Consider the following 24,499-nt stretch of genomic DNA (forward strand, 5'->3'; position numbering starts at 1 on the left):
CCTCGTGGCCGGCGGCGATCAAGCACGCCCACAGGAGGCACCCGTGAGCACAATCCGTACCGGCACATGCGCTGACCCTGGACCCTCCGAGGCCCACTGCACCGACGATCCCGGTCATCGCTACTCGTGCTACGACGCTGGCGAGGACGTCTCGTTCAACGACCGGCACGACTTCACGCACGAGTGCACCGACCCAGCCTGTCCGCAGCAGAGCTTCGTCAACGAGGGCGACTGATGTCCTGGCGCACCGCGTACTCCCTCGACGAGCTCCTCGACGCGATCAACGCTGCCGCCCCCGACCGGTCCAAGGCCGCCGACGGATCTATCGGCGACACCGCCCACTCCTCCCGGACCTCCGACCACAACCCCAACCCCGCCGGGGTGGTCCGCGCGCGCGACTTCACCCACGACCCCGCCGGCGGCTTCGACGCCCACGCCTTCGCCGAGGACATCCGCCAACTCGGCATCGCCGGACACCCCGCCCTTGGGCCCGGCGCCTACGTCATCAGCCGTGGCCGGATCGCCTCAGCCACCTACGGGTGGGACTGGCGCGACTACGACGGCTCCAACCCCCACGACCACCACACCCACGTCTCCGTCGCAACCGCGGCGGCCGGCTACGACTCGAACGCCCTCTGGGGCGTGATGCAGGAGGACACCATGCAGGACGCCGACTTCGACAAGATCCGCACCATCGCCCGCGAGGAGGCCGAGCGCGCCGTAGCGAAGGCCGGCGACATCGTGAAGATCGACGTGGGCACCAAGGCCAAGAGGTCTCTGGCCACGGTCCTCAAGGAGATCCGCAACGGGACGCGTCCGCAGTGACGGTCTACAGGGTCGCGAACCTCACCTACCAGTGGGGCAACGACGCACGCCTGATCCGCCAGCTCGCGGACGGCGCCAACGGTGACGCACCCGCAGACGTACTGCTCCTCGTCGAGGCCCGCGACGCCGACAACGACCCAGTCGACGTGGCGAAGATCCTTCCCGGGTGGGACGTGTCCCAGGACCGCGCCAACGGAGCCCGCGCAGGGTCCGTGATCGCCGTGCGACGCGGCGCGGGCGTGCGGCGCCGCTGGACTCTGTCGCGGCTCCTGTCCCGTCGAGGCCGGAAGGTCCAAGACAGGTACCGCCGCGTTGCCGCCCTGCGCGACCACGGCATCACCACCAGGGTCGCTGTCATTCACAACCCCCTGCCCTCGACTGGTCGTCAAGCCGACGCGGTCGAGTCCACCCGCCGCTGGGTTGACCGCCAGCGCGCCCGCCTCCGAATCCAGCCCCGGATGCGGTGGGGCGTGACCGGGGACTTCAACCTCCACCACGCCGCGATGCGCACCGACCTCGACGCCCCGAATTCGTACGGCGCTGACGTCATGGGCTTCGTCTACGGCCATGGCTGGGGCGACGTCAAGCGCACCCACCAGGAGTACGACGGCACCGACCACGCGGTGCTGACCCTCACCACCAAGGAGAACCGATGAAGCCTTACCTGCTCGCCACGCTCGAGCGTGCCATCAAGACCGCCGCACAGGTCTTCCTCGCCCTGGTCGGCACGAACGCCACGGGCATCACCGACATCGACTGGGCCGGCGTCGGATCCGCTGTCGCGCTGGCCACCCTCGTGTCGCTCGTGACGTCGCTGGCGGGCATCAAGCTCGCGCCCGGCGACGGCCCGGCCGCGTTCGGCCCCGAGACCGTCGACTAGGCCATGCGCACGCGACTCCCGTGGGTCGCACTCGGGGCGCTCGCCTACCCAGCCGGGGTCATCCTCGGCCACCTACTCGCTCGCCGCGCGCTGCTCTGACCGCGTAGGCTGGCCACTTCCAGTGGCGCCCCGCTGCACCGTCGGTGCGGCAACTGACCGCCCCACCTGGCCAATGGCCGGGTGGGGCGATTCGTCGCTTGATGGGCGATATCCGCGACCTGACCCGCATAGACCCTGCAGGACCTACTGGACCTGACGAACGGCAGCCGACTCCGGCAGGTAGTCGACGCCAAACGTGGCAGTCACGGTGAACGACGGGACTGGGACGTTGCCGTCATTGTTACTGCAGCTGACGTGTGCACGGAAGCGTCCGTCCTCGTTCCTCGCGACGAGGTCGCTTGTGCCGGTCACCTCTCGGCCTGGCGGGTTGACGAACCCGTTGCCCACGAACTCAGCGTAGTAGTAAAACAGCGCCGTCGACTCTCCAAGACCGATGGAGTATCCGGCGTCTTGGCAGTTGTTCTTGAACCAATCCTCGACCTCGGCGGGCACTGTGATGTCGATGGCGTAGACCGCGGCAGGTCCGCTGATCGAGTCGCTGGAGTACACGGTGTTGTACTGGCCAGGGCGACCAGCAAAAACGGGGTCATTCTCGTTGTGGGTCCACGTCCAGGAGACGTACTCGTCGACACCTCCGTCGCCAGCCGGGCCGGGGACGCCATGGGAGCCCTGCGGCCCGGTCTCCCCCCTGGGCCCGGCCGGGCCGGTTGCTCCAGCCTGCCCGGCCGGGCCGGCCGGGCCGGTCGCTCCAGTCGCCCCCTCGGGACCAGCCGGACCAGCCGGACCAGCCGGACCTGCGGGTCCCGCCGGACCACGGACACCCCTGATGTCACCACGGAACTTCGCCGCCGACAGCGACCCATCCTTGATGTCGATGCCGCGGATGGAACCGTTCTTGATGTCCTGCGAGGTGACCAGCGGGCCGGCGACGGCGAAGGTGGTGCCGCCGAGCACGAACGCTCCGGCGATAGCGGTGGCAGCGAGGATCGAGTTCTTCATGTGGTCTCCGAGTTCGGTGATGTTGAACTGCACCGTAAAGCATCATGCGGCTGACCGCCGGGGACCTTGTGCAGCACAACCGGGCCGACGCAGACGCTTCACTTCGTCAAAGTTCAGCGCCACGCTGGGCCGATGGACGCCTTTCTGCTGCTGACCCACCTTGCCGCGGCCACCGGCGGCGGCCTCATCGGGTGGTCGATGTGTCGACGCCGCCTGACACCCTGACCCCGTGACCTACGTACGCGCCGACCCCAACGACCCACCCATGGTCCAAGTCCTCGTCGACGGCGTCTGGCACCACGGCCACGTCATCGCCCAAGAGCTCGTCGACGGCGCCTGGCAGGCCCACGTCCAGTACCGCACCCCCAGAGGCTCGAGCACCCTCGGAACCTTCACCGGCGACGACATCCGCCCCGACGACACCGACCACTCCAAGGGACGCACTGTCGGCGGGCCCGCCTAACGTCACCCGCATGACCACCGAGCAGCTGACCAACCAGGACCACGCGATCCTCACCTTCGAGCGGCAGTGGTGGAAGTTCGCCGGCGCGAAAGAGACCGCGGTGCTCGACCGGTTCGGGGTCACCAGCACCCGCTACTACCAGCGGCTCAACTGGATCATCGACCACCCCGACGCGCTCGCCACTGAGCCGCTCGTCGTACGCCGGCTGCTGCGCCTCCGAGACGCGCGCACGTCTGCCCGCACCAGACGATAGGGCGACGAACCCACGCGGCGGCGCTACCGCCGTTCCACTCAGGTCGGCTTTGGGGTCTCAGGGCGCCCCGGACGCCGCCCTGCATGCTCACGACCCCACTGCTCAACCTCGACGAGAAGCCACACCCTCCCCGCCACCAGGTTGGCCACCGGGGCAGGGAAGTCCTCGCGACTGGCCAGACGGTGAACCTGCTGACGACTGACCCCGAGCAACTCAGCAACCTCGGCGACACCAGCGAGCCGGAGGGGATTCACGCGCGAAGGCTAGGGACGCACTGGCCGCAACCGCACAGAATAGGTAACGTCCGTCACTCATATTCGAATACCCCACGGAGGACTATCACCATGTCTGCCGCACTCTCGGGATCCGCTTCTCCAACCGCAGCAGCCTCCTCGGAACATGCTGTCGAGCTCCACTGGATGCTCGGGATCGACGTGGCCATGAATACCGGGTACGGCATCCCTGTCCCAGCCCTATGTGGGGCCTGGATTGACCCTGACGAGCAGCTCGCCGCGAACCTCACCAGCGGCCGAACTGGCACCACCTACTCCAGCTGCTGGCTTTGCGACGCACTCCACGCCCTCCGCGACCTGGACGGCCCAACCGACTAGGCGCGCTGGCGTGGGGCAGAACCTGGGGCACCCACCCGTTTCACCCCACCCCACCCCGCTACACCCCGACGCCCCCGAAACCGCCCCTGACCAGGCCACATAATCAACTGGCTACACCCCACTCCCACCGGCTTCAGACCCCGGATCGGACTTCTAATCCGCCGGTCACAGGTTCGAATCCTGTCGGGGGCACCCACCCACGACCGTCACCGAAACTCGCAGGCACGGGGGCTCGCGGGCAGGGTCGAGGGTTTCCCCGCTACCGGCGCCCGACCTCCGCGGGCGAGAGTCCTCCTCAGCGACAACCAGGTCGCTCGCTGTCCGTTCTCGGGACGGTGTCGGACTCAGGACCCACAAGGTCCGAGGAGGAACACGTAGATGTTGAGCAAGACCAAGATCGGTGTGGCCGCTTTCGTCGTCACCCTCGGCGGCGCGGCCGCTCTCCCCGGAGTGTCGGCCACCGCCGCACCCGCCGCCGGAGACCGTGCTTCTGACACCCAGGCCCACGACACGCAAGCCCCGCTCGTGCAGGCAGCGAAGGCCATCGACGGCCGCTACATCGTGGTCTTCGACCACGACACCACGCGGGCCGAGGCCACCGACTCACGTGCGGACGCCCGTCAGGACGGCGCCGAGATCAAGCGGGTCTACGCCAACATCGGCGGCTATGCCGCAGCACTGTCCGACGCCGAGCTGGCCGAGGTCCGCAGCGACCCCGAGGTCTCGTTCGTCCAGGAGGACGGCCGCGTCAGCATCGAGGCGACGCAGACAGGCGCCACGTGGGGTCTGGACCGCAGCGACCAGCGCGCCCGCCCCGTCAACGGCAGCTACACCTACACCCGCACGGGAGCCGGCGTCCGGGTCTTCGTCATCGACACCGGCATCAACGGCTCGCACACCGAGTTCAGCGGCCGGGTCGCCGCCGGCGCCACCGCGATCAACGACGGCCGCGGCACGACCGACTGCAACGGCCACGGCACCCACGTCGCCGGCACCGTGGGCGGCACCCGTTACGGCATCGCCAAGGGCGCGACGCTCGTCCCCGTGCGGGTCCTCGACTGCCAGGGCAGCGGCTCCAACTCCGGTGTCATCGCCGGCATGGACTGGGTGGCCGGCCAGACCGGCGGCGCCCGCGTCGCCAACATGAGCCTCGGCGGCCCCGCCGACGCCGCCACGGACGCGGCCGTCCAGCGCATGGTGTCCTCCGGAGTCACCGTGGTCGTCGCGGCCGGCAACGAGAACCAGAACGCCTGCAACGTCTCGCCGTCGCGCGCCACCAACGCGATCACGGTCGGCGCCACCACCAGCACCGACGCGCGCTCGAGCTTCAGCAACTACGGCTCCTGCGTCGACATCTTCGCGCCCGGCAGCTCCATCACGTCGGCATGGATCGGCTCCACGACGGCCACCAACACCATCTCGGGCACGTCGATGGCATCCCCGCACGTCGCGGGCGCCGCTGCGCTGATCCTCGAGGCCTCACCGTCGGCCTCGCCCGCCACGGTCGCCAGCACCCTGATCGCCAACAGCACCACCGGCGTCGTCACCGGCGCCAACGGCTCGCCGAACCGGCTGCTCTTCACCAACCCCTGAAGAGTGACCTGATCCATCCCCCGCACCGCCCGCCCCTCCCCCGGGGCGGGCGGTGCCGCGTCCGGCCGTGATGTACCCCGGCCCTCACCCGCCGGGCGGGTCCTACTGACCGGTCGGGTCCAGGATCCTCACCCGGTCGGGCGAGAATCCATGCGTCATGCCCCAGACCACGGCCTGCGAACGACGCGTGACGTCGATCTTGCGGTAGGCCGTGCGCACGTAGGTCTTGACCGAGTTGATGCTCAGGTAGGACCGGTCGGCGATCTCCTGGTTGGACAGCCCCTGCGTGATCAGCGCGATCACCTCGGCCTCACGAGCGCTCAGCCCGTGCTCACGGCCCGGCCAAGGCCCGGCGTCGGCAGAGGTATCGGCCGGCGGTCCCGGCCGCACCACGTCGCCGCCATGGACGGACTCGACGGCAGCGACGACCTCCTCGGCGGTGAAGGCCTTCGAGACGTAGCCGCGAGCACCCTTGGCGATCGAGCGGTCGACCAGCTCGGGCTGCACGTTCCAGCTGTAGATCACGACCTTGGCCCGGCCACCGTGCACCAGGTCCTCGAGGTCGACGCCGTCACCCTGCACCTGCCCGAACGTGTCGTAGAGGATGACGTCGACGTCCTGGGAGACCGACATCCCGGCATCGAGCTCGACGACCAGGACCCGCTCGGCGTACGGCTCGAGCATCGCCGCCACCCCGGCCACCACGACCTCGTAGTCGTTGACGATCGCCACTCTGATGGGTCCAGCTCGCTCTGCCATGGGGACATGATATTTCACCCAGGCGGAGGATGCGCCGCCCCACCCTCATTCATCGGTGGAAATCGTGCGGGAACCCCAGATGACGGCGGCCGGACCCCGGCGAGCCTCCCCGTCCCACGGCGGGGCAGCGGATAGAACAGCAGTGGCCCCGCGCTGTATGAGAGCGCGGGGCCTTTGGTGTCCCTACGAGCTCGCGGCCGCCACGTAGGCGTCGATCTCGCCGCGCACCGCGGCCTTCACCTCGTCGGGAGCGAACGACACGTCGATCGCCGTGCGAGCCAGGTCCGCCACCCCGTGCTCGTCCAGCCCGAGCAGGTCGGCGGCGATGGCGTACTCACGATTGAGGTCCGTGGCGAACATCGGCGGGTCGTCGGAGTTGATCGTGACCACCACGCCGGCGTCGACGAAGGCCTTGAGCGGGTGCTCGGCCAGCGTCGCGACCGCCCGGGTCGCGATGTTCGAGGAGGGACAGACCTCGAGCGGGATCCGGTGCTCGGCCAGGTGGGCGAGCAGGGCCGGGTCGGCCGCCGCGGACGTGCCGTGGCCGATCCGCTCGGCCCCCAGGAGGCGGATCGCGTCCCAGATCGTCTCGGGACCGGTCGTCTCGCCCGCGTGCGGCACCGAGCGCAGCCCCGCTGCGCGCGCGGCGTCGAAGTGCGGTTGGAACTGGGGGCGCGGCACCCCGATCTCGGGCCCGCCCAGGCCGAAGCCGACGAGCCCCTCGACCCGGTGGTCCAGCGCGTAGCGCAGCGTGTCCTCAGCGGCGGGCAGCCCGGACTCACCGGGGATGTCGTAGATCCAGCGCAGGACCAGCCCGAAGTCACGCTCAGCGGCGTGGCGGGCGTCCTCGAGGACCTCGGAGTAGGCCTCGATGGGGATGCCTGCGGCGACCGACGTGTACGGCGTACACGTCAGCTCGGCGTAGCGCAGCGACTGCCCCTGCGCCATCTCCCGGGCGATCTCGTAGGTGAGGTAGCGCAGGTCCTCCGGCGTGCGGATCAGGTCGACGACCGCGAGGTAGACCTCGACGAAGTGGGAGAAGTCGCGGAACTCGTAGAACGAGCGCAGCTCGTCGATGTCGGACGGCACCCGGCCGGGGTGGCGAGCGGCCAGCTCGCTGACGATCCGCGGTGACGCGGACCCGACATGGTGGACGTGGAGCTCGGCCTTGGGCAGGCCGGCGATGAAGTCGTTCAGGCTCATCCCCAGCATGCTGCCAGGCCCTCACTCGAGCGCAGCCACCAGGTTGTCCGCGATCTCCTGCATGGTGCGCCCGTCCTGGTAGAACTGGCCGTCCAGCAGGAGGGTCGGGGTGCTGCTGACACCGGCATCGGCCGCTGCGCTCGTGGCGTCGGCGACCCACTGCTCCTGGGCACCGTCTTCGATGCCGGGGCGTACGTCGGCCTCGGCCGCACCGGCCTCCACGGCCTTGGCGACGAGCCAGTCGGCGTCCGGGTAGGGACCGCCCTCGGCGGGCTGGTCGGCGAAGAGCTCGTCATGGAAGGTTTTGGCAACCTTTGGACCGGCGGCGTCGAGCACCACCGCGAACGCGTTGGCGGCGTCGACGGAGTAGTCGCTGCGCAGCAGGTTGAACGGGCGGTAGTCGACGTAGACCTTGCCCTCGTCGGCCAGCCGGGTCAGCTCCTCGCTGGAGGCCTGCTCGAGCTGGCCGCAGTAGGGGCAGAGGAAGTCCTCGTAGATCACGACCTGGTGCGGCGCGTCGGGATCGCCGATCGCGACGCCGTGGTCTGTGGCGCCGGCCGGCGAGGCGCTGATGTCCTGCGAGGAGTCGCGCAGGCTGTTGACCAGGAAGCCGGCCCCGATGACCAGGATCATCGCCAGCACCACCCCACCCACGACGAGCGCGTTGCGGCGCCTTTCCTGGGCGCGTTGACGACGCAGGTGCTCGGCTGCGCGCTCGGCTCTGTCGGCGCGGTTCTGGGCCTTGGCGCTCATGGACATCACGATCCTTCGGTGATCACGGTCGTGCGACGGAACAACAGGTTGTCGAGCGCCAGGCGGGAGGTGCGCAGCCAGACGAGGTAGCCGGACAAGGCGAGCAGAGCGAGGTCGCGCGCGATCTCCCACGGGTAGTTGGAGGTGGCGTCGGGGTCGTAGCCCCCACCGCCGAAGCAGCCGCAGTCGATCTCCAACCCGCGCGCCCAGACCGACGCGATGCCGGCGATGAACACGACGAAGAGCAGCCCCGACGCGACCGCTGCTCCGCGGGTGAGCAGCCCGAGCATCAGGGCGACGCCGATGACGATCTCGACGACCGGCAGGAGGTAGCCAGCAGTCTCGGCGGCCGAGGCCGGGAGGATCTCGTAGGCACGCACCGCCTGCACGCTCGCGTAAGGGTCGGGCAGCTTCACCGCACCAGCGGCGATCCACACGCCTCCGGTCACCAGGCGCGCCAGCAGTCCGAGCCATTCCTTCACGTCTCCAACGCTAGGCCCACCCCCTGGGGAGGGGCTGAGAGGCGAAGGTCCTTCTCAGGCAGGTCTAAGGTGACCTCTCGTGACTGACCGACTGGTGTGGATCGACTGCGAGATGACCGGACTCGACCTGGGAGCGGACGCCCTGATCGAGGTGGCGGCGCTCGTCACGGACTTCGACCTCAACGTGCTCGGCGACGGCATCGACCTGATCATCAAGCCCCCTGCCGAGTCGCTGGAGCAGATGATCGACTTCGTCCGGGACATGCACGAGAAGTCCGGGCTGCTCGAGGAGCTCGACAGCGGCATCACCCTGGCCGAGGCCGAGGAGCAGGTGCTGGCCTACGTCAAGGAGTACTGTCCCGACGGCTCCCGACCGCCGCTCGCCGGCAACACCGTAGGCACGGACCGGCTCTTCATCTCCCGCGACATGTTCGACCTCGACGCGTTCCTGCACTACCGGATCGTCGACGTGTCCTCCATCAAGGAGCTCTCCCGCCGCTGGTTCCCCAAGGCTTACTTCGCCGCCCCGGCCAAGCGCGGCAACCACCGGGCCCTCGCGGACATCCAGGAGAGCATCGAGGAGCTGCGCTACTACCGCGAGGCGGTCTTCGTGCCCTCGCCCGGACCCGACTCCACCTCTGCCCGCGCCATCGCCGAGGTACACGGTGGAGCGCTCACCGGCATCCCGGACCCCGATTCGAAGACCGACGCCTGATCCGACTACACTCCTCATCGATCCCGGGCTGTGCCCGGATCGACCTGGTGGGTATAGCTCAGCTGGTAGAGCGCCGCCTTGTGGTGGCGGATGTCGCGGGTTCAAGTCCCGTTACTCACCCCAGCGTGATCGAGCCCCTGACCTGCGTAGTCGCAGGTCAGGGGCTCGACGTGATCGTGGACCCAGGTCAGTTGCGGCGCCGGCCCTCGAGGTCCGTCGTGCCGGTCGTGGCGTCGGTCGTGGCGCCCGGCGCGTAGCCCTTCGTCCTCGTGTTGACGTCCGGGTCGATGCGGTCGGCCTCGCGCAGGTGGTTCTCGCGCTGCGCCTCCTCGGCGGCGAGCGCGCGCTTGAGCCCGACGACCTCCTCGTCGGCCTTGCGGGCCTCGACGTGGGCGAGCTCGGCGCGCGCCTCGGCGTGGTGCAGCCGCTCGGTGGCGGTGCGGACGTCGGGGGTCGCGGCCACGGCCTCGTAGCGCAGCTGACCGGCCTGCTCTCGCCGCAGCTCGCGGTCGCGCTGGCGCTTCTTCTGCATCGCCATCACCAGTGCCACGACGGCCAGCACCACGACGACGGCGACGATGATCCAGACCAGGGTGTCGGTCTCCATGAAGTCCTCCTCAGGTTCGGCGACGCGGTACCCGCTTTGCCTGGCCACCACGCATTGACTCCGGTGCGAGCCGCTCTCGGTGGGTCACGATCGGGACCAACTTCCTGACGTCCCGACCGGAACCACCTTCTCGCGTAGAATTTGGTCATGAGCGATGGTCGTTGGACATTCTTGTCGAATCACGGCCACGTCCTGGTCTCGCTGGCCCGCGATCCCGATGCCCGCATGAGGGATGTGGCCGAGTCCGTGGGGATCACCGAGCGTGCCGTTCAGCAGATCGTCCGCGACCTCGTGGAGCAGGGATATCTCCGCAAGGCCAAGGTGGGCCGACGCAATCGCTACGAGGTGGCGCGGGAGGCGCACTTCCGGCACGCGCAGGAGGCGAGCGTGACCTTGGGTGAGTTCCTGGACCTGGTGGTCAATCGGACCGGAGCGCACACGTTCTGACCCCGTTTCGCAACGTGCGCTAAGTCACTCGCGCATTCAAATTAACGAATCTAAATTCGTGTATCTTCTTTCTTATGACGACACTTCGGCTGTCCCGTCGAGCCGCCACCGTTCTCCTGGTGCTGGCGGCCGCTTCCGGCGTTCACCTGGCCACGGGCCGAGGCCCGCTCAACGTCGGACCGGAGGTCGCGGGAATCTCCCTCGGCCTGCATCTCGACCTCACTGCCACCCTGCTGTACGGCTTTGTCGGCGCCCTCGGATGGGTGGTGACGACCTACTCCCTCACCAACCTGTCCGGGCAGCACCGGGTGCCCCGGTTGGGCTACGCCTTCACCGTCGCCCTTCTGGCACTCGCCCTCCTCATCGGCGGCGCCAGCCTTCCGGTGATGGCGCTGGGATGGACGCTGAGTGGACTGGCCGCCTCGTGGCTGGTGGGTCACCCTGCCAACGCCGGCGCCCGCCGCGCCGCCTCCGGGATGCGCCGCTCGCTCGCCGTCGGTGACGCCGCCGTGTGGACGCTCGTCGTGGTCGCCGCGTACACCCTCCCGTCCCTCGACCGCGCCGACCTGACCTCGTCAGCAGCGGAGGTCGACCACGGCACCGGGTTCGTGCTGGCTGCGCTTCTGGTGATCGCCTTCGTCACCCGCTCCGCACTCCCTCCGACCCAGCGCTGGCTCCTCGAGACGACCGAGGCCCCCTCCCCGGTCTCTGCGTTCCTGCATGCCGGTGTCGTCAACGGCGGCGGCGTCCTGCTCCTGCTCCTGTGGCCTCTCCTGGCCACCCAACGCCCGGCTCTGGGCGCCTTGGTCCTGCTCGGTGCGACCGCGTTGGTGATCGGCACGTGGTCGATGAACGCTCGCGATGACGTCAAGGGCCGGCTCGCCTGCTCCACCACGACCCAGATGGGTTTCGTCGCGATCCAGCTGGGCCTGGCCCTCCCTGCGGCGGCACTGCTCCACGTCATCGGCCACGGGGCGTGGAAGTCGTGGCTCTTCCTTCGCGCGGGTGGTGCAGTGCAGCGCTCTTCCACGTCGACCTTCGTACGAGGAGATCGACGGTCCACGCTCCTCGTGGGCCTGCCGCTCGCGGTCGGCCTGGCGGTAGGGACTCCTCCCGCCGTGGATCTGGTTGAGGCGTCAGGTCCGGCCGGGCTGCTCCCCGTCGGGTTGGCAGTGCTCTTCGCCCTCACAGGCGGCTTCCAGCTCGCCGCCGTTGACCGTGCGGGCCAGGTCAAGCGGGCCGGCGCTGGGGTCGTGATCGGCGCCGCTGCAGCCGGAGCGCTGTGGATCGTGGCGCTCTGGAAGCAGTCCGTCTCGGGCGGCCTGGTCGTGGCGGGTCAAGGGTGGCCCGACCTGCCGGCAGCGCTGTTGCTCGCCCTGGTTGCTGCGGCACTGATCACCGCCTGGGCCGGGGCGATCGACCTGCAGCGCCGTCCCACCGGACCGATCGCCGTGGCGCTGCTGCTGTGCGCGGTCTCCCCCGGTCTCACCCGACGCCAGGACGCCCGCTGGCCCGATGTCAGCGCCCCATCCGAAGCTCCGGGAAAGCGCGCCCTCACAGACGCCGACGTCGCGCTCGCCGTCCAGGTCGCCCGCCGTGTCGTCGGCGCCGCGTGGCCACTCGGTTCCTCGGTGGCGGTCAACCCCGTCGCGCCCTTGGAGTCGATCCCCTTTGCCGACGCGGTCGGAGTCGCCCGCCGCCACCACGGCGCCGAGTTGCTGCCCCAGCTTGACTGGTTCCTACGCCAATGGGCCGAGGGTGGCATCACCTCCGCGGCACTCCTGGAGGCACTGAACGAGGCGGGCCACCCCGGCTGCTTCCCCACCCCCGTCAACCTGGCCGACTTCATCACCTCCAGCGAGGCCCTGCGAGACCAACCGTCCTCGTCGACGACGGCGCTCCGGTCCGGCGTGGTCCCCCGGCTCTGCGAAGCCTTGCCCGATCGAGTCTGCGCAGAGCGTGCCGCACGCCGCGTCGACCAGGAAGCGAGCTGGTGGTGCCAACGGGCGTGGGCCCAGTCGAGCGCGACCGGGCCAGGGCCGTGGCAGCTCTGGCGCGCCGCGGCCGCAGGTCACGTCTACCCGATCTCGGCGGGACTACGCGGTGTCGACCGCCTCGTGAAGGCCCTGCCCAGCGCCCCGCTGGCCGCGATCGCGGCGATGACGAGTGCCGCCTCGATCCCGGGACCCAGCCTCGTGGGCTACGTCATTCGCCTGCTCGTCACCGCGCCGGGTTGGGCAGCACACGCGCGATGGCGCAGCGAGCAAGGTCAGACGGAGGCGTTGCTGGAGCTGGTGGCGCTCCGGATGGCGCTTGACCTGCTGCACGCGGGGTCGGCCGGCGGGACTGCGCTCGATGTTCGCCCGCAGCTCGAGCCCGCCGGCGGCGCCGAGTTCGGTGATGACCACCGGCTGGTGTGGCAGCGTGCCCTGGAGCTCACGGTGCAGCAGTCGCTGCTGCCGGCCCTGGTCCATGCCGAGGGGCGACGATCACCCGCACCCGGGCAGGGACAAGCGGCTCAGACCCAGTCCCTCTGGTGCATCGACGTCCGGTCCGAGCGGGTCCGTCGGCACGTCGAGGCTCTGGGCAGACACCACACGTTCGGCGTCGCCGGATTTTTCGGCGTTGCGACGCGCCACCGGCACGACGGACACTCCACTGACCAGTGCCCGGTCCTCCTGGTCCCTTCGTCGGAGTCGCGGAGTGACATCCAGCAACGGAGCCTGCGACAGATCCTGCATCGGGCCGTCAGCGGGACCAGCTCCACTCCCGCTGTCCCCTTGCTGAGCGCAGAGGCCTACGGTGGGGCAGCGGCAGTGGTCTCCGCGGTCTCCTCGATCTGGCCGACCAGTGCCCAACGGACATGGTCCGCCTGGGTGCATGGCTCCGACCTCATGGCGCCCCCGCTCTGGTCGACCGACACCGAAACCAAGGTCGCCGCCATCGAGGGAACCCTGCGCGCGGTCGGACTGGTCGATGACTTCGCGCCGCTGGTCCTCGTCGTGGGTCATGCTGCCAGCGCCGAGAACAACGCTCACCGCTCCACCTACCAGTGCGGCGCCTGCGGGGCGAACTCTGGCTTCGTCAACGCGAGGCTGTTCGCCGAAGCCATGAACGACCCGGACGTGCGTCAGCGTCTGCGTGGTCGTGGGATCGACGTGCCTGCCACCACTCTGGCCATGGCCGCCGTCCACGACACCACGACAGACCTGATCGAGCTCGCCCCGGAAGGAGCTGACGGTCAGCACCGGCATCCGCTCCACGTGGGGGCCCTGGACGAGGCACGTGGAGCTCTCGCCGAAGCGGGTCGACGCGCAGCTCAGGAGCGAGTGCCGCGGCTGCCCCGGGTCCGCCGAGCCGCGTCCGGTGGGGCCGCGCGCAGAGCTGCGACCCGACGCTCCACCGACTGGTCCGAGCCCACCCCCGAGTGGGGCTTGGCCGGGAACCGAGCGATCATCCTCGCCCCGCGCTGGATGACCACCGGGCTCAATCTGGGCGGCCAGGTCTTTCTGCACTCCTATGAACGGTCCCAGGACATCGACCACCAGGTCCTCGACCAGCTGATGGCTGCGCCGGTCGTCGTGAGCCAGTGGATCAGCGCCCAGTACCAGTTCTCCACCACGGCGCACGAGGTGTTCGGCGCCGGTGACAAGACCACCCTCAACGTCGTCGGCGATGTGGGTGTCCTGGCCGGAGCCCACGGGGACCTTCGGCTCGGCCTGCCCTGGCAATCACTCTTCGAGCACTCGCCGACCGACTTCCCGAGCCCCCATGGTGCGCACGACCCGGTGCGGCACCTGGTGATCGTCGCTGCGGACAAGGACGCGATCCTCACCAGCATCCGCAACCACGTCGGCCTCCGACAGCTCGCCGAGCACCAGTGGGCCACCTTCGTCGCCATCGACCAGGGTGCCCACGAGCTGGGCCCCGACCTCGAGTGGCGGACGCTACTGCCGCAAGCACGCCTGCCGCAGGTGATCAGCACCTCTCCGTTCGCCCTCAGGAGGGGATGACGTGCAGCACATTCTTGACGCGATCAGTGCCGAAGCCACGAGCGAGGACTTCGCCGCGCTCGACCTGCCCCCGTCATACCGGGCCGTCACGCTCCACAAGGACGAGGTCGACATGTTCGAGGGCCTCGCAGCGCGTGACAAGGACCCCCGCAAGTCGCTGCACCTCGACGACGTCGCTCTGCCCGAGCTGGGCCCGGGCGAGGCCTACGTCGCCGTCATGGCCTCGGCGATCAACTACAACACCGTGTGGAGCTCGATCTTCGAGCCCGTCTCCACGTTCGGCTTCCTCGAGCGCTACGGCCGGATCTCCGAGCTCACCAAGCGCCACGACCTGCCTTACCACGTCGTCGGCTCCGACCTGTCCGGCGTCGTGCTCAAGACCGGCCCCGGCGTGACGAAGTGGAAGCCCGGCACCGAGGTCGTCGCGCACTGCCTCTCGGTCGAGCTCGAGGACTCCGACGGCCACGACGACTCGATGATGGACCCCCAGCAGCGGACGTGGGGGTTCGAGACCAACTTCGGTGGCCTCGCGACCATCGCGCTGGTCAAGTCCAACCAGCTGATGCCCAAACCGGCGCACCTGACCTGGGAGGAGGCGGCCTCGCCCGGCCTCGTCAACTCCACCGCCTACCGCCAGCTGGTCTCCAAGAACGGCGGCAACATGAAACAGGGCGACAACGTCCTGGTCTGGGGTGCCTCCGGCGGCCTCGGCGGCTTCGCCACCCAATACGCCCTCAACGGTGGCGCCGTCCCGATCTGCGTGGTCTCCAACGAGGAGAAGGCCGCCATCGCCCGCTCGATGGGTGCGGAGCTGATCATCAACCGCTCCGAAGAGGGCTACCAGTTCTGGAAGGACGAGCACACCCAGGACCCGAAGGAGTGGAAGCGCCTCGGCGCCAAGATCCGCGAGCTCACCGGCGGCGAAGACATCGACATCGTCTTCGAGCACCCCGGCCGCGAGACCTTCGGCGCCTCGGTCTACGTCACCCGCAAGGGCGGCATCATCACCACCTGCGCGTCGACCTCGGGCTACATGCACGAGTACGACAACCGCTACCTGTGGATGAACCTCAAGCGGATCATCTCCTCACACTTCGCCAACTACCGCGAGTCCTGGGAGGCCAACCGCCTCATCGCCAAGGGCATGATCCACCCCACCCTCTCGCGCACCTACACCCTCGAGGAGGTCGGTCAGGCCGCGCTCGACGTGCACCACAACCTCCACCAGGGCAAGATCGGCGTGCTCTGCCTCGCACCCGAAGAAGGCCTCGGCGTCCGCGACCACGAGATGCGCGCCCAGCACCTCGACGCGATCAACCGCTTCCGCGGCGTCTGAACGGTGGCCCCCTGACCGGCTCCCCAGGGACTCTCGCAACACCGGTGCAAGTGGTTCGACACACAGACCTGCGGGTTGGCGAGATGGAGTCACTGATGACCGGTCCAGGGAGAACGCCGCTGACACCGTTGGTCGGACACACCCGCTCCCCACGACGCCGGCGAACATGAACAAGTTCTTCACACTACTTTCGTCCTGATCTCGTTCGGTGAGGACTAGATTTTTGGGGATGTAGTCAGCGGATTCGCGAACTTCGGAGCGTGCTACCGCGGCCGAAGAGATGAGGGAAGACCATCGTGAAGATCGCACCCGAGAGCCTGCTCTCCCAGCTCGCCGATGGATGCGTTCATCCGCCGGACGTCGCCACACTCCTGACCCGCTCGCTTCCGCTGGTCCTCGAGGTGACCGGCGCCGGCTCGGCGTACGTCCTGCGCGGTCAGGTCGAGGACGTGCAGGTGGTTGCCCACGCGGGTGCGCAGCTTCCCAGCGACGCCCTCTCCAGCAACATGGCGGACGAGCACCCGGGGTGGCGCGACCTCCCGGTTCCCAGCAGCTGGCGCGAGGGTGGCGTCAGCACAGCATTGGCGCACAGGCTCTCAGGACAACCCGGGCCGCTCGTGCTCGTGCTCACCTACCACCGTGACGCGACGCGCAGCGACCTTCTCGACCTGGTGGGCGCACTGCTCGAGACGGCTGTGAGAGGGGCGCAGTCGGCTGCCGATCTCGCGGACCTCACGCAACGCGTCGACAACGCCCAGCACCTCGCCGGCATGGGCGACTACGACTGGCACATCGCCAGCGACACGAACCGGTGGTCCGACCAGCTCTACCGCATCTATGGTCACGAACCGCAGTCCTTCAACGCCAGCTATGAGCGCTTCATCTCCCACCTCCATCCCGACGACCGCGAGCGGATCATGGCGATCCACCAGCAGGCCTACGCTTCCGGGGAGCCTTACCAGATGATCGAGCGGGTGCAGCGTCCCACCGGGGAGACGCGCTACCTCTCCTCCAACGGGCAGGTGCTGATGGACGCGACGGGGACGCCGGTCCGGATGCGTGGGACCTGCATCGACATCACCGACCTGGTCCTCTCCGAGCAGGAGGTCGCGCGGGTCAGCGCCCGGTTCGAGGCCCTGGTGGAATCGAGCAGAGACGCGATCATGGTGCTCCAGGGTCGCCTGGTCGTGCAGACCAACGACCGAGGGCGTGCCCTTCTGGGCGGCGACCCGGTCGGTCTGCCCCTCGACAGGTTCGTGCACGTCGAAGGCGCCGAGAGTCTCGGTGTCCCAGGGCAGGGGCTCGAGGGTCAGGAGCTCACGCTGGATGTCTTCACCACCGAGCTGAATCCAGGAGTCGACGACGACCTCGTCGCGGTCTTCGTGCGCGACGCCACACCCCGGCTCGCCAGCGAGGCGCTGGCTGTCAGCCTGGGAGAGGCGCAGGTGCGCCGCCGACAGGCAGTGGAGATCAACGACAACATCATCCAGGGCCTGACCGCGTCCGTGTACTGCCTCGAAGACTCCAACGTGAGCACCGCCGCGGAGTACGTCCAGCTCACCCTCGCCTCGGCCCGGGCCATGATGAACGACCTCCTCGAGCCCCTGGACGGTGAAGATCTCAAGCCCGGGGACCTCGTGCGCCAGAGCGCCACCACCCTGCGCGGCAGGACTGAAGCCGCCGCCGGGCCCGATCCAACGCCGGTCGTGGTCGCGCCGGTGACGAGCGATCGGAGGGTCCTGATCGTCGATGACTCCGAGGACATGCGCATGCTGGTCCGGCTCTTCCTCGATCGCAAGGAAGGAGTCCAGGTCGTCGGTGAGGCAGCCACGGGACGCGAAGGGATCCGGCTGGCCCTCGAGATGCAGCCCGACCTCGTCCTCCTCGACCTCGCCATGCCCGAGATGGACGGGCTCGAGGCACTGCCACACATCCTCACCGACGCCCCGAGGGCCAAGGTGATCGTGCTGTCCGGCTTCGACCACCGCCTGGGCGACCAGGCACTGGCCCTCGGCGCGTCCCGCTTCGTGCAGAAAGGTGGAGGGTTGGAGGAGTTGATGCGCGCCATCGACAAGACCCTGCCGTTCGGGGTGCCACCGCAGCGCGCGGCGGGCTAATCAGTCCTCCACCGACGTTGAATCCGAGGTGCTGATCCTCCGGCTCGCGTGCGCAGCGTTGCGCGATCGCACCGCCCTTAGTCAGCTTTGACTACGCGCCCAGCGATCGGGTCGGCGTCCTGGTCCTTTCGGACCACAGACAAGGCGAGTAAATCCCACCAGAATTTGGCGCTACGCGCACCCGTGCCCTTGGGAGGGAGCCACATGCACGCGAGATCCGTCATCCGTCAGTTCCGATCGGCTGTTGGAGCGGTGTCTGCTGTTGTCGTCGCTTCCTTGCTGACCGTCGCCACGACGGCGGGCCCGGCGCGCGCTGACCTCGTCCCCTACGTTCCGTGGTCCTCCCACCTCGCAGGATGGACCGACGAGTACATCCCCAGCAGCGACAACGACTGCGTCGCTGGGAGATCCAACTGCCTGAACGCGACGTTGAAGGAACAGAGCCGGATCGCCGACGACACTGCGAGCACCTGCAGCCACAACGCGATCTTCGCTCGCGCCTATGTGCGGATGACCCAGCTCTATGGATACACACGGGCGATGCCGGGCTACTACCAGGACGTGTCGTACTTCAACCACGTCGACGCTGTGTTCGCCCGCTACTACACCGACTCCTACTACAACTGGCAGTCCGGCAACCGCTCAGCCGTCCCGCAGTCCTGGCTGACCGCGCTGGACGCCGCGAAGAACAAGTTGGTCAGCGGCACCGGCGATCTGCTCCTGGGAATGAACGCCCACATCAACCGCGACCTGCCGTACGTCATGGCCGCTGTGGGCCTCGTGGCCCCCGACGGCTCGTCTCGAAAGGTCGACTACACCGCAGTCGAGGCGTGGCTGTACCAGGCGACCGCCCCGCTCATCGCCGAGTTCGCCGCCCGATTCGACCCATCGATCGATGACACCGCTGACCCGCACGGAATCAGCAACGCAGCGCTGTTCCAGATGGTCTCCGGTTGGCGGGAAAATGCCTGGCGCAACGCCGAAGCATTGGTCTCGGCCCCGAGCCCACAGGCTCGCGCACTCGTCGCAGCGAACATCGAGGCGCAGGCCAACACGGTGGCACAGGGCATCCTGGCCACGCAGTCCTACGTCCCCTTGCTCACCTCGACCGTGCCACGAGACACCTACTGCGCGGCACACAAAGCAGACGCACCACCCGTCGCGTACGCCTTCGGCTACGCAACCGCGTGGGGCTACGCCTACTGAGGAACGGCGAAAGGCAGTCGATCGGGGTGCCACCGCAGCGCGCGGCGGGCTGATCAGTCCTCCTCGAGACGCTCCCAGTCCGTGACCACAAGCACCAGCGTGCCCTCCGCCCACCGCGTCAGCTGGTCGTGGTGGCGAGGGTCGCGGGGGTCTCCGGAGGCACCCAGCGGCACGATCCAGGCACTCGCGGCACGGTCGGCGAGGTCCCACACATAGCGGGCCACAGCGCCGCGGTAGACCTCGTCGGAGACGCCGGGCAGCGAACCGGTGCAGCGCACGCAGTCCTGGTCGCCGCTCATGCCCACACGCGGCACCGGCGGCGCCTCGAGCCGACCCGGCGCGAGGTCGAAGGCGTGCAGCGGCGCGAAGACGTGGGTGTCGCCCCAGGTCCTCCCCGGGTCGGCCGCGATCTCGGCATCGGCCTCCGCGAGCGCAGCGCGGGCGAGCCCCGCCAGGTCGATCTCGTACGGCGACCCGTGGGCAGCGAGGTGGGCCAGCGCGAGCCCGATGCGGGTCGTCACGTCGAGTGACGAGCGGAAGGCCGGATCGTGCCGCGGCTCGTGCAGGGGCGCGAGGACCGGCTCGGCCGCGACGCGTCGTACGAGTGCGGAGCGGTAGGCCGCGAAGCGGGCGGCCTGAGTGGACACGGCGTCCATCACACCGTCCCAGCCGTCGAAGGCTCCGGGCACGAGGGCCACCAGGGGCGCGACGGTCGCCAGGTAGGAGTCGTCGTGGATCGCGGCGAAGTCCTCACCGGTCAGGCCGGTGCGCGAGCCGAGCAGGGCGGCGATGCGGTCGGCGCGGTAGGGCGGGGCGAACGCCGAGCCCACGAGGTCGCTCTCGGGCCCGCGGCGCTCGTTGGCGGTCACCACCTGCCCATCCGGTCCGGCATCGACCCGGTGGACGTCCCCCAGCCAGCCCGTCCACGCGGTCGCTGGGTCGCGGGCGTCGACGACGCCGCGACGGTTGGCCTCCGCCCGCAAGGGAACCCGCCCGGCGAGCCGGTAGCGCACGTCTCCGTGCACGTCGGCGACCACCACGTTGTTGACCGGCTCCACCCACGCGTCGAGCGCCCGGTCGACGTCGTCGACGGTGCGCGCACGCAGCAGCGGCAGGAGCGCGTCGAAGCCGAGGTCACCGAGCACCGTGGAGGCGGCCCGCAGGCTCAGCCCGTCCTCGAAGACCGGCCCCCGCGGGGTCACGACGACCTCGACGTCGACGGGGTCACCGTCGCGGACGGCGACGGTCTCGACCCACCGCTCCACCACGTCGTACGGCGTGGGCTCGGCGTAGATGTCCTGGTAGTCGGCGCTGGCGTTGGTGATCGCCCAGGCCACGTCGCCCGCATGGGCGAAGTGCGGCACGCCGGGCACACCGGGGAACGCGAACCCGACGACGTCGAACGGGTCCTCGGGGTCCTCGCAAGCCAGCCGGACCTGCTGATAGACACCGGGCGACTCGAGCACCCGGTGCGGGTCTCCGCCGATCAGCGGCAGACCGGAGGCCGTGCGGTCGCCCCCGACGGCCCAGGCGTTGCTCCCGCTCGAGGCAGGTCCCTCGTAGGACAGCAGCGCCGCGTCGGGCCCCAGCACCTCCCGGGCACGCTGGGCCCAGAGCTTGGCGCCGAGGTTGGCGAAGAGCAGGTGCTGCACGAGGAAGACCGCGAGCGGCGTCCACTCCTCCCACGGCTGCGGCTCGACGCCGAGGGCCCGCAGCTCCGGGGCCCCCGACCCGACTGCGTCCAGGCCGGCGTTGACCCCGTCGACGTACGACGACACGAAGGCTCGTGCCTCGGCGCCCAGGTGGTCGTGGGCCCGGCGCGCGGTGTGGGCGATCAGGGTGCGCCGGGCGAGGACGTCCCAGCCGAGCGCGCTCGCCCCCATGATCTCGGCGCTGGTGCCGGTCGCCCGGCGCCGCTGCCACTCCAGCTGCCAGGCGCGATCGCGTGCGGTGACCTCACCCTGTCCATGGGCGACGTCGAGCGCGGTGGTGCCGCGCACGTGAGGGACGCCCCAGGCGTCACGGTAGATCCTGGCCATGGGCCACGACCGTAGTCGCAGTGTCAGCCGGGCACGTGCCCGAAGGACCCCTTCTGGAAGTCCTGGTAGGCCTGGAGCACCTCGGCCTTGGTGTTCATGACGAACGGACCCGCCCACGCGAGCGGCTCGCGGATCGGCCGGCCACCCACGACGATCACGTCGAGCCTCGACGAGCGGCGCTCCTGGCCCGGGTCGGCGGTGAGGGTGAGGTAGTCACCCGCGCCGAGCACGGCCGACTGTCCGGTGTGGATCGGCTGCGCGTCGACGCCGACGCCGCCGGAGCCGTTGAGCACGTAGACGAGCGCGTTGAAGTCGACGTCCCACGGCAGGTCGAGCCGGGCGCCGGGCTCGATGCTCGCGTGCACGAGCGACATCGGGGTGAACGTCGCGCCGGGGCCGTCGTGGCCATCGACGCTGCCGGCGATGACGCGCACGAGCGAGCCCGCGTCGGCCGAGGTCAGGAGCTGCACCTCAGCGGAGCGGATGTCCTGGTATTTCGGAGTGTTCATCTTGGCGTCGCGCGGCAGGTTGACCCACAGCTGGATGCCGTGGAACAGCCCGCCGGACTGGACGAGCCACTCGGGCGGCGCCTCGATGTGCAGCAGCCCGGACCCTGCGGTCATCCACTGGGTGTCGCCGTTGGTGATCGTGCCGCCACCGCCGTGGGAGTCCTGGTGGTCGAAGGTCCCGTCGATGATGTAGGTGACGGTCTCGAAGCCGCGGTGAGGGTGCCACGAGGTGCCCTTGGGCTCGCCCGGCGCGTACTCCACCTCGCCCATCTGGTCCATCATGATGAACGGGTCGAGGTGCTTGAGGTCGATGCCGGCGAAGGCCCGGCGCACCGGGAAGCCCTCGCCCTCGAAGCCCTGCGGGGCGGTGCTGACCTGCCACACCGGTCGGGGCTGGTCGCCCAGCCCGGGCGGGCGGAGGCGATCGAGGGCGGTCAGGTCGTCAACGGTGATTGCGGGCACGGTGCCCACCTCCTTCACGAAGTCACTTGCTGCAACGGTAGTTGAATCTTTGATATTCCTGGCCGCCCGGTCAGGTGACGACCGGGAGCCGCACCCGGAACGTCGTACCGCCGTCGGGCTGGCTGCTGGTGAAGTCGATGCGCCCACCGTGCTGCTCGACGATCGCGCGGGTGATCGAGAGCCCCAGGCCGCTGCCGGGGATGGCCTGCTTCTGGGCCAGCGTGGAGCGGAAGAACCGGGTGAAGAGGCGGTCCTGCTCCTGCGCCGGCACCCCGATGCCGTTGTCGCTCACCACGATCTCGGCCTCGTCGCCGTCGACGCCGAGCGAGAGCCGGATCGCCCCACCGTCGGGGGTGAACTTCACCGCGTTGCTCAGCAGGTTGAGCACGACCCGCTCGATCATGTCCCGCTCCCCCAGCAGCGGGACCGGTTCGTCGGGCAGCGTCAGGCGCACGTCGAGGTCACGGGCGCTCCACCCCGGGGCCACGACCTCGTAGGACTCACGCACCGCCTCGGTGAGGTCGAAGATCCGGTCGGAGTGCACGAAGCCGTCGCTGTCGACCCGCGACAGCGTCAGCAGGTCGTCGATCAGCCCGAGCAGGCGGGTGGTGTTCTCCGAGACCCGGCGCACAGCGTTGACCTGGCCGTCGCTGAGCTCACCGTAGGCACCTTCCCCCAGCATCTCGAGGTAGCCCAGGATGCTCGTCATCGGGGTGCGCAGCTCGTGGCTGACGCTGGAGACGAAGGCGTCCTTGACCGCGTCGACCTCGCGAAGGCGGTCGACTGCCTCCCGCTCGGCTGCCAGTGCCTCCTCGAGCGCCCGTCGTGCCGTCAGCTGGTCCGTGACGTCCTCGGAGGTGCTGACGTAGCCGGTCGTGCGCCCCCGGTCGTCGATGATCTGCGACAGCGTGATCGTGTGCGTGCGCTCGACGCCGTCCTTGCGCAGGAAGCGCATGTGCGTGCCGGCGCGCCCCGGTCGGACCAGCTCACGCACCACGGCCATGAAGTCGTCCTCGACCCCGAGCTCGACGGCCTTGTCGCGGATCGCGGTCCGGGCGTGGAACATCCGGGTTGAGCGTCCCACCACGTCGTCCACGTCGTAGCCGAGCAAAAGCCGCGCACCGGGGTTGAAGAGCGTCACGCGACCGTCGCGGTCGGCGCCGATGATCGCGACGCCAGTGGCTCCGTCGACGATCCGCTGCACCTTGTCCCGCTCGGCGGCGGCCTCGCGTGCGGTGGCGATCTGCTCGCCCACCCGGATCATCAGCGGCACCACGATGCTCACGCAGGTGATCGCGTAGGACGCCAGCAGCACGCCGCGCGAGTCGACCGGAAGGCCGTAGCGTGCGGGCACGTCGGCGAAGGGACCCAGCCCGGCGGTAGTCATGATGATCGCGAAGCCCAGCACGGCGACCAGCTGGCCCAGCGACTCCCGCGGGCTGATCCGCAGCGCGCCCCACGCCAGCACCGGGATCGCCGCGAAGACGACCGACGGGAAGTCCTGCGGCAGGAACACCGCCGGGGTCACGACCAGGATCGTGAGCCACTGCAGCACGCGCTCGCCGGGCGAGGCCACGGACTCCTGGTTGGGGAGCCGGCAGAAGAACGGGATCAACGAGAGGTTGGAGGCGATGTGGGCGGTGCCGATCGAGGCCGCGACCAGGCCGGGCGTGCCCCACCCCGTGGCAGCCGAGGTGACGAACCCGGCGCCAGCGGCGAGCAGGCCGCCGGCGGCCACGGAGCCGAAGTAGGACCGGAGGTCGTCGTCGGAGCGCAGCGACGGCTTCTCGTCGACGCCGTCGGTGAAGAGGCGCGACACCACCAGCGCCTCGACTGCGCTACCGAGCGCGAAGCCCATCGCGACCTCGGCCGGTCGTCCGCCGAGCCAGATCGTCAGGAAGGCCACCGCGAGGATGCCCGCGATGATCGCCCGCGTGTGCCGGCGACGGGCCAGGAGCAGGCAGCCGGTGGCCAGCCCGGCCGGCCACATGCCGGTCACCCGACCACCTTCGGGCGCGCCCCAGACGGTGATGAAGCCGAAGACCGCCATCAGCGCGGCCACCAGCCACAGACGCGTTACCCAGGACGTGGGCACCGGCGACATCCCTCCCCAGGTAGATTCCCACGAGCATCAAACCGCACACCGCCGGCTTCCGCGGGCGAACGC

General features: G+C 69.5%; 23 protein-coding genes and 2 tRNA genes. 15 read left to right on the forward strand and 10 right to left on the reverse strand.

Features of this window, described 5'->3' with window-relative positions; translation table 11 throughout:
* Nucleotides 1-43: 43 nt before the first annotated feature.
* From BM204_RS22735 to BM204_RS16090, 4 genes are read left to right on the forward strand one after another with little or no spacing between them, the layout of a single operon-like run.
* Entirely contained in the window at nucleotides 44-235 is a 192-nt protein-coding gene (locus tag BM204_RS22735; protein WP_091115434.1) for a hypothetical protein, read from the forward strand.
* Nucleotides 235-825 (forward strand): hypothetical protein, encoded by a 591-nt coding sequence (locus BM204_RS16080; RefSeq protein WP_091115437.1) that lies wholly within the window; start codon nucleotides 235-237, stop codon nucleotides 823-825. The genes BM204_RS22735 and BM204_RS16080 overlap by 1 nt, the downstream gene beginning before the upstream one ends.
* A complete protein-coding gene (locus BM204_RS16085; RefSeq protein ID WP_091115439.1) occupies nucleotides 822-1,481 on the forward strand; it encodes an endonuclease/exonuclease/phosphatase family protein in 660 nt (219 codons plus the stop codon). The genes BM204_RS16080 and BM204_RS16085 overlap by 4 nt, the downstream gene beginning before the upstream one ends.
* Nucleotides 1,478-1,705: a holin gene (locus BM204_RS16090; protein WP_091115442.1), complete on the forward strand. Its 228-nt coding sequence runs from the start codon at nucleotides 1,478-1,480 to the stop codon at nucleotides 1,703-1,705. Before BM204_RS16085 ends, BM204_RS16090 begins: the two co-directional genes overlap by 4 nt.
* Before the next feature lie 243 nt (nucleotides 1,706-1,948).
* Here the strand turns inward: BM204_RS16090 and BM204_RS22740 are convergent, their stop codons facing one another.
* Nucleotides 1,949-2,797 carry a collagen-like triple helix repeat-containing protein gene (locus BM204_RS22740; RefSeq protein WP_218031258.1) on the reverse strand — a complete coding sequence of 283 codons (849 nt, stop codon included), beginning with the start codon at nucleotides 2,795-2,797 and terminating at the stop codon, nucleotides 1,949-1,951.
* Nucleotides 2,798-2,993: 196 nt separating this feature from the next.
* Here BM204_RS22740 and BM204_RS16100 point away from each other — a divergent pair, with 196 nt between their 5' ends.
* Together BM204_RS16100 and BM204_RS16105 are read left to right on the forward strand one after the other, a co-directional pair.
* Complete coding sequence (locus BM204_RS16100) at nucleotides 2,994-3,227, forward strand: hypothetical protein (RefSeq protein WP_091115445.1); 234 nt, start codon at nucleotides 2,994-2,996, stop codon at nucleotides 3,225-3,227.
* A gap of 10 nt (nucleotides 3,228-3,237) precedes the next feature.
* Nucleotides 3,238-3,480: a DUF3263 domain-containing protein gene (locus BM204_RS16105; protein WP_091115446.1), complete on the forward strand. Its 243-nt coding sequence runs from the start codon at nucleotides 3,238-3,240 to the stop codon at nucleotides 3,478-3,480.
* 38 nt (nucleotides 3,481-3,518) lie between these two features.
* Here BM204_RS16105 and BM204_RS23570 read toward each other — a convergent pair whose 3' ends face one another.
* Nucleotides 3,519-3,734, reverse strand: a complete 216-nt coding sequence (locus BM204_RS23570; protein WP_091115449.1) for a helix-turn-helix transcriptional regulator — start codon at nucleotides 3,732-3,734, stop codon at nucleotides 3,519-3,521.
* A gap of 451 nt (nucleotides 3,735-4,185) precedes the next feature.
* Between BM204_RS23570 and BM204_RS16120 the strand changes: the two genes are divergently transcribed.
* Nucleotides 4,186-4,283, forward strand: a tRNA-Arg gene (locus BM204_RS16120).
* A gap of 186 nt (nucleotides 4,284-4,469) precedes the next feature.
* Nucleotides 4,470-5,684, forward strand: a complete 1,215-nt coding sequence (locus BM204_RS16125; protein ID WP_091115453.1) for a S8 family peptidase — start codon at nucleotides 4,470-4,472, stop codon at nucleotides 5,682-5,684.
* Nucleotides 5,685-5,786: 102 nt separating this feature from the next.
* On the opposite strand, the gene BM204_RS16130 is transcribed toward BM204_RS16125, so the two are convergent.
* The 4 genes from BM204_RS16130 to BM204_RS16145 form a co-directional block, all read right to left on the reverse strand.
* Entirely contained in the window at nucleotides 5,787-6,443 is a 657-nt protein-coding gene (locus tag BM204_RS16130; protein ID WP_091115455.1) for a helix-turn-helix transcriptional regulator, read from the reverse strand.
* 183 nt (nucleotides 6,444-6,626) lie between these two features.
* Nucleotides 6,627-7,646, reverse strand: coding sequence for an adenosine deaminase (locus BM204_RS16135; protein WP_174813025.1), 1,020 nt, complete (start codon nucleotides 7,644-7,646; stop codon nucleotides 6,627-6,629).
* Nucleotides 7,647-7,667: 21 nt separating this feature from the next.
* Nucleotides 7,668-8,399, reverse strand: coding sequence for a DsbA family protein (locus BM204_RS16140; RefSeq protein ID WP_091115604.1), 732 nt, complete (start codon nucleotides 8,397-8,399; stop codon nucleotides 7,668-7,670).
* 5 nt (nucleotides 8,400-8,404) lie between these two features.
* Nucleotides 8,405-8,881 carry a MauE/DoxX family redox-associated membrane protein gene (locus BM204_RS16145; RefSeq protein WP_091115460.1) on the reverse strand — a complete coding sequence of 159 codons (477 nt, stop codon included), beginning with the start codon at nucleotides 8,879-8,881 and terminating at the stop codon, nucleotides 8,405-8,407.
* 79 nt (nucleotides 8,882-8,960) lie between these two features.
* Here BM204_RS16145 and orn point away from each other — a divergent pair, with 79 nt between their 5' ends.
* Nucleotides 8,961-9,596, forward strand: a complete 636-nt coding sequence (gene orn / locus BM204_RS16150; protein ID WP_091115462.1) for an oligoribonuclease — start codon at nucleotides 8,961-8,963, stop codon at nucleotides 9,594-9,596.
* Nucleotides 9,597-9,643: 47 nt separating this feature from the next.
* A tRNA-His gene (locus tag BM204_RS16155) sits at nucleotides 9,644-9,719 on the forward strand.
* Nucleotides 9,720-9,783: 64 nt separating this feature from the next.
* Here BM204_RS16155 and BM204_RS16160 read toward each other — a convergent pair.
* The gene (locus tag BM204_RS16160; RefSeq protein ID WP_091115464.1) at nucleotides 9,784-10,203 is read right to left on the reverse strand and encodes a hypothetical protein; all 420 of its coding nucleotides are present in this window, start codon (nucleotides 10,201-10,203) and stop codon (nucleotides 9,784-9,786) included.
* 147 nt (nucleotides 10,204-10,350) lie between these two features.
* Here BM204_RS16160 and BM204_RS16165 point away from each other — a divergent pair, with 147 nt between their 5' ends.
* From BM204_RS16165 to BM204_RS16185, 5 genes are all read left to right on the forward strand, one after another.
* Nucleotides 10,351-10,650, forward strand: a complete 300-nt coding sequence (locus BM204_RS16165) for a helix-turn-helix transcriptional regulator (RefSeq protein WP_091115467.1) — start codon at nucleotides 10,351-10,353, stop codon at nucleotides 10,648-10,650.
* A gap of 74 nt (nucleotides 10,651-10,724) precedes the next feature.
* The gene (locus tag BM204_RS16170; protein ID WP_091115470.1) at nucleotides 10,725-14,663 is read left to right on the forward strand and encodes a putative inorganic carbon transporter subunit DabA; all 3,939 of its coding nucleotides are present in this window, start codon (nucleotides 10,725-10,727) and stop codon (nucleotides 14,661-14,663) included.
* Nucleotide 14,664: 1 nt separating this feature from the next.
* Nucleotides 14,665-15,999 carry a crotonyl-CoA carboxylase/reductase gene (gene ccrA, locus BM204_RS16175; RefSeq protein ID WP_091115472.1) on the forward strand — a complete coding sequence of 445 codons (1,335 nt, stop codon included), beginning with the start codon at nucleotides 14,665-14,667 and terminating at the stop codon, nucleotides 15,997-15,999.
* A 296-nt stretch (nucleotides 16,000-16,295) separates the two neighbouring features.
* Nucleotides 16,296-18,116, forward strand: coding sequence for a response regulator (locus tag BM204_RS16180; protein ID WP_091115474.1), 1,821 nt, complete (start codon nucleotides 16,296-16,298; stop codon nucleotides 18,114-18,116).
* A gap of 252 nt (nucleotides 18,117-18,368) precedes the next feature.
* Nucleotides 18,369-19,322, forward strand: coding sequence for a DUF5995 family protein (locus tag BM204_RS16185; protein WP_143099803.1), 954 nt, complete (start codon nucleotides 18,369-18,371; stop codon nucleotides 19,320-19,322).
* Nucleotides 19,323-19,375: 53 nt separating this feature from the next.
* On the opposite strand, the gene BM204_RS16190 is transcribed toward BM204_RS16185, so the two are convergent.
* From BM204_RS16190 to BM204_RS16200, 3 genes are all read right to left on the reverse strand, one after another.
* Nucleotides 19,376-21,361 carry a penicillin acylase family protein gene (locus BM204_RS16190; RefSeq protein ID WP_091115479.1) on the reverse strand — a complete coding sequence of 662 codons (1,986 nt, stop codon included), beginning with the start codon at nucleotides 21,359-21,361 and terminating at the stop codon, nucleotides 19,376-19,378.
* Between the two features lie 23 nt (nucleotides 21,362-21,384).
* Complete coding sequence (locus tag BM204_RS16195; RefSeq protein ID WP_091115607.1) at nucleotides 21,385-22,332, reverse strand: pirin family protein; 948 nt, start codon at nucleotides 22,330-22,332, stop codon at nucleotides 21,385-21,387.
* A gap of 70 nt (nucleotides 22,333-22,402) precedes the next feature.
* Nucleotides 22,403-24,427 (reverse strand): ATP-binding protein, encoded by a 2,025-nt coding sequence (locus tag BM204_RS16200; protein WP_170259193.1) that lies wholly within the window; start codon nucleotides 24,425-24,427, stop codon nucleotides 22,403-22,405.
* Nucleotides 24,428-24,499: the final 72 nt, after the last annotated feature.

This window comes from Nocardioides psychrotolerans, assembly GCF_900113685.1.
Classification (GTDB): Bacteria; Actinomycetota; Actinomycetes; order Propionibacteriales; family Nocardioidaceae; genus Nocardioides; species Nocardioides psychrotolerans.